Source organism: Streptococcus mitis, assembly GCF_901542415.1.
GTDB lineage: Bacteria > Bacillota > Bacilli > Lactobacillales > Streptococcaceae > Streptococcus > Streptococcus mitis_BL.
The window spans coordinates 306652-318764 of sequence record NZ_CABEHV010000004.1 but is presented as its reverse complement, the minus strand read 5'-3'; the positions used below and the strand labels follow the sequence as shown (position 1 = coordinate 318764).

Here is a 12113-nt window from a genome sequence, read left to right as displayed (position 1 = left end):
TTAAAGAGCAAACTAGGAAACTAACCGCAGGTTGCTCAAAGCACTGCTTTGAGGTTGCAGATGAAACTGACGAAGTCAGTAACCATACCTACGGCAAGGTGAAGCTGACGTGGTTTGAAGAGATTTTCGAAGAGTATTAAAATTCAAATTCTGCAAGAACATCCTGCCCACTGGTGACCAATTTTGCCCCTTCTTGAATCAAATGATGGCAACCGTCTGATAGTCCATCTAAAATGCTACCAGGTATAGCAAAAACATCGCGTCCTTCTTCCATTGCCCTCTCACAGGTAATGAGACTACCTGAGCGCATCTTAGCCTCTGCTACAATCACGCCACGACAAAGTCCAGCAATGATGCGATTACGGGCAGGAAAATGAAATTTAAGAGGTTGTTCGCCAGGTCCATATTCACTTAGAACCATATGGTCATTGCCGATGTAGTCTTGCAAGCGTTTATTGGCTTTAGGATAAAACACATCTAGTCCTGTTCCAATCACTGCAATGGTTTTTCCGCCATTCTGAAGAGCTGCCATATGAGCTGCTGTGTCAATGCCCTTTGCTAATCCACTGACAATAACTAGTTCATTTTCCAAGCCCTGAATGACTTTTTCAACTGATTTAACTCCCTGTTTGCTACAAGCACGACTTCCTACGACTGCTACCTTCGGGAATTTCAAGAGATCCAGATTTCCCTTGTAAAATAAAAGCACAGGTGCATCATATATTTCACTCAAATCCCAAGGATAACAGTCATCTAGAATAGAGAACGATGGAAATTTTTGAAATTCTTTCTCCAAATGCGTATCGTCTATCTGAAAATAACGTTCCATAAAAACAGCTGGATTTCGGCAACCTGAAATTTCTGCAATGTCACCCAACAACAGTTCTTGATCAACATTTTCACCGTATTCTAGGACATTCAAAATCTGTTGATTGGTCAAACCTGATTTTTTTAACTTATAGATTTCATAGTTTGTAATTTTCATAAATAACTCCATTTCTTTTTCTACTCATCTATTTATTCGTAAAAAATCAAAAAAACATCCGACTATTTTAGCCAGATGTTGGAATCTTTAATTTTCGTTTTGAAGAATTTCTTCTAATTTATGGTAGTCTTGGACACTATCGATTTCATAGATGCTATTGCCTTCTAATTCTTCAACATAGACATCTAGCTCTTTGATGTTATCCTTAACCATATTGTCCCAGTAGAGATCAACAAATTCACCACTTGCATAAGCCTTATCGATAAAGCTAACAATCTTTTCTGCGGTTGGAGCATCCCAGAAGGATACACCACTAAGGATACGACCAGCCTTGCTATCAACAATAATGTCTTGAACCTTGTAGTCATCTCCATAGACCAAGAACCATTCGTTGGTACAATCTTCACGATAAACACTAAAATAAGTCGAACGTGTCAAATCATTGCGGAACATATTTTTAAAGAGATAATTATCGGCATCAATAACATAGCTATTGGCCAATTCTTCTTTTACAAGATAGAGAGAGTAAAAGTTATTGTAGTCAGCGTATTTATCATTGAAGACGAGGCGAACACCATATTTTTCTTTCAAGTAATCGAATTGTTCTTTAAGGTAACCAACAATGATGATGATTTCATTGATTCCTTTTTCTTTTAAAAACTCAATTTGGTATTCAATCAAGGGTTTTTGATTAACCTGAACCAAGGCTTTAGGGGTATTTTCAGTCATAGGACGCAAGCGAGTTCCCAAGCCCGCTGCTAAGATAATGGCTTTCACACGAATCTCCTTTATTCTTTAATAATAATATAAACTCCAGCAATGACGACAAGTGACGTAATAATTGTCAGCATATCTAGCGGTGCGCCCAAGAAAACAACTGCAAACAAGACAGTCCAAACTACATAACTCACGTTCAAGCCTGTAGCCTTGGCTGGTTGCAAGCGATTGATAGCGATATAATAAGCCAAGTAGGAAATCATATCAAAGGCTGCAAAGACAATCATAAGACCTAGTAATTGTCCATTGGCCACTTCTGCAAATGACTGATGAGAAAAGAGCACAATCACAAGATAGGACAAGAATGAAGTCACTTGACGGATTAAGAGGGCTTCGATTTCACTCAGTTCACTTTCCATGGCAAAAGAGCTAAGAACACTCTCACTTCCCCATGCAATAGCACAAACCAAAGCACAGAGAATCCCAATGTAGAAGGAATTGACCTGTTCAACCTTATAGGTCTGAGCAATAATCCCTGCAATAATCAAGACAATACCAAATACAGTATTTTTTGAAATCTTGTGCTTCAAAAAGAAGAAAGCCAATAAAACCGAAATCGCAGGGTAAATAGCCGATACAGATGAAGCTAAGGAACTTCCGATATACTTAACCGCATAAAGATTGGCCTGCATACCAATAGGGCCTGCTAGCAAGGCTCCGATGATCACACTAACATTGCGAATATTTAAGAAAATTGAAAGACGAACTTTTCCTTCTTTTACCAAGAGAAAAGCTAGTAAGATAAAGATACTCAAGAAATCGTGAGCAGCGGCCACCACAAAAGGCGACAAATCTGTAAAAATCGAAAAGATATAAGCACTAATCGTTAGACCTAAACCCCAGAAAATACCTGAGAGTAGACCAAAAGAAACTCCATTTTTATTTTTCATCTGAACCTCCATAATATGACAAACCTTTAACAGCTCTTTGGTAACGATTCACACCATAGTCACCAAAATCTGCGCCTTGCTCTTCCTTATAGACAGTCCATAGACTCCAAATAGTATCTTGCAAAATTTTATAGATCGCAATCTTTTCACGAGAGATAGGTGTTTGCTCACTCTCATAGTGAGATAAGAAGGCTTCTTCCTCTTGGGAAGTGAATTCGGACTCTAAAAAGAGGGCTGCCAAATCCCACATTGGATCATTCATTGATGAATATTCCCAGTCAATCAGATATAGACGTCCTTGAGGTGATTCTATAAAGTTTTCAGGCACCAAATCGATATGACAAGATTTTCTGTCAACACCTAAGTCAGCTAGTCTTTTCTCTAAGGAGAAGACTTCTTCTCGAACGGCTTCATAGTTAGCATAAGGGATTTTTTCTTCAATCAAGGATTCGTATTTTTTGATTTCTTCAAAAGGAGCAAATTCTCCCCTTAATTCCTTACCAGAAGCATGAATCGTTTGTAATATTGGAGCAATTTTATCAAATTTGGTCTTGATTGACGTTGAATCAAGCGTAATCGCAGATTCGATATACTCATTTACTTTGATACCAGCTTCAATATCAAAAAGGTAATTTTTTACATCTAAGTCTAAATCCTTTAGTAGTTCAAGATTGTACTTTTCATCTTGACGATTGATCAGCTTTTCTGTCCCTTTACCAAAGAATTTAACAATGTATTGCTTATTTGTTGTTTTGACCAAATAGTTTTGATTGGTCATTCCCCCCAGTTGTTCAACACTGAGGACTTCCTCTTCTTGACTAAGTAGGGATGAAATTTTTTCTTTAATGATTTTCTCCACAATTAACCTCCAGCACTTATACTTCCCACTTAAACACTGTTTTAAAGGCTGTGTTTAAATCGGTCGCAAAGACACGGTGAATATCTTTAATTTCTCTTACAGGTTCTTCTAGATAAAGGATATTTTTAAGACGATTGGCAAATTTCTTGACTTCCATCATTTGGATTGCATTTTCAAAATCGATGCGACCAGAACGAGAAGATCCAACTAAGAGCAAGCCTTTTTCTAAGGCATCGCGTGTATTGAGATTGACTTTATACTCGCTAACTCCCATCATGAGAATCGTTCCCTGAGGACGAATGTAGCGAATCAGGTCATTAATGGCTGGTCCAGTACCATCACCACCACAACACTCAAAAGCATGGTCAAAGGCCAAATCTTCAGGAATATTATCAGTAATATAGCATTCTTTGGCAAATGAGAAAAGTTCCAATTTTTCCCAATGACGACCAATAACCACAATCTCTGCTTCTGGCAAAGTATAGTTGATAATATTGGCAACCACAAATGCTAAACTTCCATCTCCGATAACGGCGATTCGGTCCCGCTTGCTATGAGCAAGGGTCAATAGGCGATTCATGGCATGCATACCGACACTGACAAACTCTGTAATCGCTGCAACCGTGTCTTCAATAGCATCATAAGCCACCACACGGTCTTTAGGGAGAGAAACAAACTCTCTCATAAAGCCATCAAAGCCACTAGACAAGAAATGGGTCCCTGTCATGTAGTTCTCATAGAATTCTTCATCACTCTGCATAGGAGGCTGATTTGGAATCATGACAACTTTTTGCCCAACCTCATAGGTTCCCGTCGGGTCAGAAATAACGGTTCCACATGACTCGTGAATCATTGCCATTGGAAGCTTTTTATTCAAAATCTTTGGATCACGTTTTCCTTGATAGTAACGCTGATCCGCATGACAGACCGCCATATAATTAGGGCGGATGAGGATATGATTCTCTTGGTCAATAGCCTCTTCCTGATATTTGACATTGATAAACTTAGGCTTAGTTAGTTGATAAATTTGATTAATCATTTTACTAGTCTTTCTCAATCATACTTTTTGCAATCTTCAAATCTGTTACGGTTGTGATTTTAAGATTTGAATATTCACCCTTGGCCAAGGCCACATCTTTTCCTTTAATGACAAAGATTTTACATGCATCTGTCAAGATTTCCTTCTCTTCATCAGAAAGAGATCCATAAAGGTCCATGAAGTCCTTGCAACGGAATGTTTGAGGTGTTTGTCCTTGATAAAGGTGAGCACGATTTGGAATATCTGTAATAAATTGACCATTGGTACTTTCAACGATAGTATCAACCGCTTCTACCACTGTGTCCACTGCATCATGATTTTGGGCAAGTTGGATATTGTCTTGAATCATGCGAAGTGTAATAAATGGACGAACAGAATCGTGGGTAACAACGATATCCTCTGGAGTAAGCGGACGATAAGCATCAATGGCTTCAATGATTTTCTCAATACTTGTATTGCGGTCAGCACCACCTTTTGTAATGATGATACGTTCCTTATGAAGAGGAAGATATTTATCTACAAGATCTTCTGCATGAGAAACCCAGTCTCCATGAACCCCAACTACAATTTTTTCGATACTTGGTTCCAAGACAAATTTTTCAATTGTATGAATCAAGATAGGTCGATCACCTAACTCTAAAAATTGTTTTGGCAAGTTACTGATTCCCATGCGTGTGCCAGTTCCACCAGCAAGAATTCCTGCATAAATCATCTATTTTCTCCTTTGTCTTACTAAAAAAACTTATTCTCTCTATTATACCACAATCTAGTCCTATCATGAAAGAAATACCGGCCCTCCCGTTCTAGAATAGAAGGATTAAGGAGTTCTATTATTTAAAATAACTAGTCCATTTCTAGTAATGACTAGGAATTCGGTAGTCATTACCAATAAATGGCTGTGAAATTTTAGAGTTCTTCAGAATAATATAGTTTTCTTAAAGAAAGCTTAAAATCAAACTTTGAAACTTCAAAGTGATTACTTGACTTATACTCAATGAAAATCAAAAAGCAAACTAGGAAGCTAGCCGTAAGCTGTACTTGAGTACGGTAAGGCGACGCTGACGTGGTTTGAATTTGATTTTCGAAGAGTATTACTGCCCTTCATTTCTTATTAGCTGACTTTATGATATAATGAAAAACGAGGTAAATTGAATGAAAAGTATAAAATTAAATGCTCTATCTTACATGGGAATTCGTGTCTTGAATATTATTTTTCCCATCTTAACTGGTACCTACGTCGCGCGTGTCTTGGACCGAACTGACTATGGTTACTTCAACTCAGTCGACACAATTTTGTCATTTTTCTTACCCTTTGCAACTTATGGAGTCTATAACTACGGTTTACGGGCCATCAGTAATGTCAAGGATAACAAAAAAGATCTGAATAGAACCTTCTCTAGTCTTTTTTATTTGTGCATAGCTTGTACGATTTTGACCACCGCTGTCTATATCCTAGCCTATCCTCTCTTATTTACAGATAATCCAATCGTCAAAAAAGTCTACCTTGTTATGGGGATTCAACTCATTGCCCAGATTTTTTCAATCGAATGGGTTAATGAAGCTCTGGAAAATTACAGTTTTCTCTTTTACAAGACTGCCTTCATCCGTATCCTGATGCTGGTCTCTATTTTCCTGTTTGTCAAAAATGAACACGATATTGTTGTCTATACACTTGTGATGAGTTTATCGACACTGATTAACTATCTGATTAGTTATTTTTGGATTAAAAGAGACATTAAGCTTGTTAAGATTCACATAAGTGATTTCAAACCGCTCTTTCTCCCTTTAACAGCCATGTTGGTCTTTGCCAATGCCAATATGCTCTTCACTTTTTTAGATCGTCTCTTCCTCGTTAAAACAGGGATTGATGTCAACGTTAGTTACTATACCATGGCTCAGCGAATTGTGACCGTTATAGCTGGTGTTGTAACAGGAGCTATCGGAGTGAGTGTGCCTCGTCTCAGTTACTATCTAGGAAAAGGCGATAAGGAAGCTTATGTCGCACTTGTTAATAGAGGTAGTCGAATCTTTAACTTCTTTATCATTCCACTGAGCTTTGGACTCATGGTTTTAGGACCAAATGCTATCCTACTTTATGGTAGTGAAAAATATATCGGAGGCGGTATCTTAACCTCTCTCTTCGCTTTTCGTACGATTATCCTGGCCTTAGATACCATTCTTGGTTCCCAAATTCTCTTTACAAATGGCTATGAAAAACGAATCACAGTCTATACAGTCTTTGCAGGATTACTCAATTTGGGCTTAAATAGTCTCCTCTTTTTCAACCACATAGTGGCTCCTGAATACTACTTACTGACAACTATGCTATCAGAGGTCTCTCTACTTGTTTTCTATATCATTTTCATCCATAGAAAACAGCTTATTCACTTGGGACATATCTTTAGCTATACTGTTCGATACTCGCTCTTTTCACTTTCCTTTGTAGGAATTTATTTCCTAATTAATTTCTTGTATCCTGTGGATATGATCATTAATTTGCCATTTTTGATTAATACTGGTTTGATTGTCTTGCTATCAGCCATCTCTTATATTGGTCTACTTGTCTTCACCAAAGATAGCATTTTCTATGAATTTTTAAACCATGTCCTAGCCTTAAAAAATAAATTCAAAAGATCATAGGAGTTTAGAATGAAACAACTAACCATTGAAGATGCCAAACAAATTGAATTAGAAATTTTGGATTATATTGATACTCTCTGTAAAAAGCACAATATCAACTATATTATTAACTACGGGACTCTGATTGGGGCAGTTCGACATGAGGGTTTTATCCCTTGGGACGACGATATTGATTTATCCATGCCTCGAGAAGACTATCAACGATTTATTAACATTTTTCAAAAGGAAAAAAGCAAATATAAGCTCCTATCCTTAGAAACAGATAAGAACTACTTTAACAACTTTATCAAAATCACCGACAGTTCAACTAAAATTATTGATACTCGGAATACAAAAACCTATGAGTCAGGTGTTTTTATCGATATTTTCCCTATGGATCGCTTTGATGACCCTAAGGTCATTGATATTTGTTATAAGCTGGAAAGCTTCAAACTTCTGTCTTTCAGTAAACATAAAAATATTGTCTATAAAGATAGCCTCTTAAAAGATTGGATACGAACAGCCTTCTGGTTACTCCTTCGACCTGTTTCTCCTCGTTATTTCGCACATAAAATCGAGAAAGAAATTCAAAAATATAGTCGTGAAAATGGGCAGTATATGGCTTTTATCCCTTCTAAATTTAAGGAAAAGGAAGTCTTCCCAAGTGGTACTTTTGATAAATCAATTGATTTGCCCTTTGAAAATTTAAGCCTTCCCGCACCTGAAAAATTTGATACTATTTTGACGCAATTTTATGGAGATTATATGACCCTACCACCAGAAGAAAAACGCTTCTACAGTCATGAATTTCACGCTTATAAATTGGAGGATTAGGATGCAATATTTAGTAAAAGAAGAAATTAAAGAAATTCAACTGGCCTTGCTAGACTATATTGATGAGACCTGTAAGAAACATGATATTCCTTATTTTCTCAGTTATGGAACCATGCTTGGAGCTATCCGCCACAAAGGTATGATTCCCTGGGATGATGATATCGATATTTCTCTCTATCGTGAAGATTATGAGCGTTTACTGAAGATTATTGAGGAAGAAGACCATCCACGTTATAAGGTTCTCTCCTAAAACACTTCTTCTTGGTACTTCCATAATTTCGCATCGATTTTGGATACTTCTACTGTTATCGAAGACCATGTTAAGTACAAGCGTCATGACACCAGTCTCTTTATCGATGTCTTCCCAATTGATCGCTTTACAGACTTGAGCATTGTCGACAAGAGTTATAAGTATGTAGCCCTTCGTCAACTAGCTTATATCAAAAAATCACGCGCAGTTCACGGTGACAGCAAGTTAAAAGATTTTCTAAGATTATGTAGCTGGTACGCCCTCCGATTTGTCAATCCACGCTACTTTTACAAGAAAATTGATCAGCTGGTCAAAAATGCTACAACCAACACTCCTCAATATGAAGGAGGAATTGGGATTGGTAAGGAAGGTATGAAAGAAGTCTTCCCAGTTGATACCTTTAAAGAACTCGTCTTAACTGAGTTTGAAGGCCGTATGTTGCCCGTCCCTAAAAAATATGATCAATTTTTAACCCAGATGTATGGAGATTATATGACACCACCATCAAAAGAAATGCAAGAGTGGTATAGTCACAGTATTAAAGCTTATCGCAAAAGCTGATTAAGCAGTAGTTTACAAGAAAAAATATAACAAAAAAGAGAAGATTTTTACACCTTCTCTTTTTTCTATTTAAATTGCTTCTGTGACAAAACTACGGCTTTCCAATACTTTGAGCATGGCGTTAGCTGTATCTAGGGCTGTGAAGAGCGGCACCCCGTGTTCAATAGCTGAACGGCGAATCTGCTCACCATCTTCGTCTGCAGTTCGTTTCGTTCCTACTGTGTTAATGATAGCTTGAATTCTTCCTTTGCGAACAAAACTTGGAATGTCCTTATCGTCATCACCAATCTTACCAACAGGTTGGGCTTGCAATCCATGACTGGCAAAGAAGGCTGCTGTCCCTTCTGTCGCGAGGATACCGTAGCCAATATTTTGGAAACGACGAGCCAAGTCCAAGGCTTCTTCTTTGGCATCATCAGCGATGGTAAATACAACATTACCAAAAGTTGGCAAGTGTAAGTAAGAAGCTTCAAAGGCCTTATAGAGAGCTTTTTCCAAAGTCGTATCAGAACCCATAACTTCACCTGTTGACTTCATTTCAGGACCGAGCAAGCTGTCTACCTTAGCTAGTTTGGTAAAGGAGAAGACAGGTGCCTTGATATGAACGCGGGTGCTTTCAGGGTAAAGTCCATCTTGGTAGCCAAGCTCTTCAAGTTTTTGACCAAGAATGAGCTTGGTTGCTACTTGAGCCATAGGGATATTGGTCACTTTAGAAAGAAATGGAACCGTACGGCTAGCACGCGGATTGACCTCAATAACGTAGACTTTTTCATCCTTGATAACAAACTGGATGTTCATCATTCCAAGGCAGTTAAGACCGATTGCTAGGCGTTTAGTATAGTCTGAGATTGTTTCTTGCACCTTTTGCGACAAGGTTTGTGGTGGGTAAACGGCCATTGAGTCACCTGAGTGGACACCGGCACGTTCGATATGCTCCATGATACCAGGGATGAGAACATTTTCCCCGTCTGAGATGGCATCAACTTCGCACTCTTGCCCAACGATGTATGAGTCAACAAGAACTGGGTGGTCTGGACTAGCCTTAACAGCGGTACGCATGTAAGAACGAAGGTCTTCTTCGTTTTCAACGATTTCCATGGCACGTCCACCAAGTACATAAGATGGGCGAACTAGAACTGGGAAACCAATCTTGCGAGCTGCAAGCACTGCTTCTTCTTCATTGGTAGCCGTTTGTCCTGGTGGCTGAGGAATATCTAAGTCTTTAAGAGCTTGCTCAAAGAGGTCACGGTCTTCGGCACGGTCTAGGTCAGCAACCTGTGTACCAAGGATAGTCACACCTGCTTTTGCCAATGGCTCCGCAAGGTTGATGGCTGTTTGACCACCGAACTGAACGATAACACCTTTTGGTTGCTCCAAATCGATAACATTCATGACATCTTCAAAAGTCAATGGTTCAAAGTAGAGCTTGTCAGACACAGAGAAGTCTGTTGAAACAGTCTCTGGGTTTGAGTTCATGATGATGGCTTCGTAACCAGCAGCCTGGATAGCCTTAACAGAGTGAACTGTCGCATAGTCAAACTCGACCCCTTGACCGATACGGATTGGACCAGAACCTAGGACAAGTACAGATTCCTTATCAGACTTGATAGATTCATTTTCCCAACCATAGGTTGAATAGAAGTATGGTGTTTCAGAGTCAAACTCTGCCGCACAAGTATCTACCATCTTATAAACTGGAACAATCTTGTTTTCCAAACGAAGTTGGCGAACTTGATCAGCTGTCGTTTCCCAGAGTTCAGCAATCTTACGGTCTGAAAATCCATTGAGTTTAGCCGTTTTCAAAACGTCTAGATCTTGTGGATGAGCTCCCAACTCCTGCTCAATTTCAAAGATATGTAGGAGTTTATCAAGATAGAAGATATCAATCTTAGTCAATTCAGCAATTTCTTCTGGTGTGTAACCACGACGAATTGCTTCTGATACGTAGAAGAGACGGTCATCCTGGGCTTTGACTACTTTTTCAATCAAGGAATCATCAGAAACCTCTGCAAGTTCAGGCATTTCATTGTGGTGCACCCCAATTTCAAGTGAGCGACAGGCCTTAAGAAGTGATTCTTCGATGTTTCGACCGATTGCCATGACTTCTCCAGTGGCCTTCATCTGTGTCCCAAGACGGCGCTCACCCTTTTCAAACTTGTCAAATGGGAAACGAGGAATCTTGGCAACAACGTAGTCAAGAGCTGGTTCAAACATGGCATAGGTTGAACCCGTAACTGGGTTGATGACCTCATCCAAAGTCAAACCAACTGCAATCTTGGCAGCCAATTTGGCAATTGGGTAACCTGTCGCCTTAGAAGCAAGGGCTGAAGAACGTGATACACGGGGGTTTACTTCGATGACATAGTATTTGAAGCTATGCGGATCAAGGGCTAGCTGAACGTTACATCCCCCTTCAATCTTAAGGGCGCGAATAATGCTCAAGCTCGCATCACGTAGCATTTGGTTTTCATAGTCTGACATGGTTTGCGCAGGGGCAAATACAATGGAATCTCCTGTGTGAATCCCAACTGGGTCAAAGTTTTCCATGTTACAAACAACCAAAGCATTGTCAGCTGAGTCACGCATCACTTCGTATTCGATTTCCTTGAAACCTGCGATTGAACGCTCAATCAAACATTGGGTCACAGGTGACAATTTCAATCCATTTTCAGCGATTTCACGCAATTCTTCCTCGTTGGCACACATACCACCACCAGTACCACCAAGTGTAAAGGCTGGACGAACGATAACTGGGTAACCAATTGTCGCTGCAAAGGCAACAGCTTCTTCAACAGTGTTTACAATTTCAGATTCTGGAATTGGTTGCTCCAATTCTTCCATCAATTGTTTAAAGAGGTCACGGTCCTCCGCTTGGTCAATGGCAGATAATTTAGTTCCCAGAAGCTCAACACCAAGCTCATCAAGGATACCATTTTTAGACAATTCCATGGCCATATTAAGACCAGTTTGCCCACCGAGTGTTGGTAGCAAGGCATCTGGACGCTCCTTACGAAGAATACGTGTCACAAACTCAAGTGTAATTGGTTCAATATAAACCTTATCAGCAATTTCCTTATCCGTCATGATAGTTGCAGGGTTTGAGTTAACCAAGACAACCTCATAACCTTCCTCTTTCAAAGACAAGCAAGCCTGGGTCCCAGCGTAGTCAAACTCAGCAGCCTGACCAATAATAATCGGACCAGAACCAATCACCATAATTTTTTGAATATCAGTACGTTTAGGCATAGTTTATGATACAAAGCCCGTAAAGAACACAGTGAAAATAGGAAACTCGGTGC

The 12113-nt window shown here is 39.2% G+C and carries 9 protein-coding genes and 1 pseudogene; 3 read left to right on the top strand and 7 right to left on the bottom strand.

All coding sequences use genetic code 11. The features are described from left to right. Nucleotides 1–136: 136 nt before the first annotated feature. The 6 genes from dprA to FQT24_RS01820 all read right to left on the bottom strand — a co-directional run bounded on the left by dprA (nucleotide 137) and on the right by FQT24_RS01820 (nucleotide 5262). Nucleotides 137–985: a DNA-processing protein DprA gene (dprA, locus tag FQT24_RS01845; RefSeq protein WP_143952010.1), complete on the bottom strand. Its 849-nt coding sequence runs from the start codon at nucleotides 983–985 to the stop codon at nucleotides 137–139. 87 nt (nucleotides 986–1072) lie between these two features. Then, a complete protein-coding gene (locus tag FQT24_RS01840; protein WP_143952009.1) occupies nucleotides 1073–1762 on the bottom strand; it encodes a sugar phosphate nucleotidyltransferase in 690 nt (229 codons plus the stop codon). Between the two features lie 11 nt (nucleotides 1763–1773). After that, on the bottom strand, nucleotides 1774–2652 hold the full coding sequence (locus tag FQT24_RS01835; RefSeq protein ID WP_000791828.1) for a DMT family transporter: 879 nt from the start codon (nucleotides 2650–2652) through the stop codon (nucleotides 1774–1776). Beyond that, a complete protein-coding gene (licA, locus tag FQT24_RS01830) occupies nucleotides 2642–3511 on the bottom strand; it encodes a choline kinase LicA (RefSeq protein WP_143952008.1) in 870 nt (289 codons plus the stop codon). Before licA ends, FQT24_RS01835 begins: the two co-directional genes overlap by 11 nt. 16 nt (nucleotides 3512–3527) lie before the next feature. Further along, on the bottom strand, nucleotides 3528–4550 hold the full coding sequence (locus FQT24_RS01825; protein ID WP_000609877.1) for a ribitol-5-phosphate dehydrogenase: 1023 nt from the start codon (nucleotides 4548–4550) through the stop codon (nucleotides 3528–3530). Nucleotides 4551–4554: 4 nt separating this feature from the next. Continuing rightward, nucleotides 4555–5262, bottom strand: coding sequence for an IspD/TarI family cytidylyltransferase (locus tag FQT24_RS01820; protein ID WP_000638496.1), 708 nt, complete (start codon nucleotides 5260–5262; stop codon nucleotides 4555–4557). A gap of 440 nt (nucleotides 5263–5702) precedes the next feature. On the opposite strand from FQT24_RS01820, the gene tacF reads away from it, so the two are divergent. From tacF to FQT24_RS01800, 3 genes and pseudogenes are all read left to right on the top strand, one after another. Beyond that, nucleotides 5703–7190 (top strand): type IV teichoic acid flippase TacF, encoded by a 1488-nt coding sequence (tacF, locus tag FQT24_RS01810; RefSeq protein WP_143952007.1) that lies wholly within the window; start codon nucleotides 5703–5705, stop codon nucleotides 7188–7190. 9 nt (nucleotides 7191–7199) lie between these two features. Beyond that, nucleotides 7200–8003, top strand: coding sequence for a LicD family protein (locus tag FQT24_RS01805; RefSeq protein ID WP_143952006.1), 804 nt, complete (start codon nucleotides 7200–7202; stop codon nucleotides 8001–8003). Between the two features lies 1 nt (nucleotide 8004). After that, nucleotides 8005–8814, top strand: a pseudogene (locus FQT24_RS01800) (LicD family protein). A gap of 69 nt (nucleotides 8815–8883) precedes the next feature. Here FQT24_RS01800 and carB read toward each other — a convergent pair. Further along, the gene (gene carB / locus FQT24_RS01795; RefSeq protein ID WP_143952005.1) at nucleotides 8884–12060 is read right to left on the bottom strand and encodes a carbamoyl-phosphate synthase large subunit; all 3177 of its coding nucleotides are present in this window, start codon (nucleotides 12058–12060) and stop codon (nucleotides 8884–8886) included. Between the last annotated feature and the right edge of the window lie 53 nt (nucleotides 12061–12113).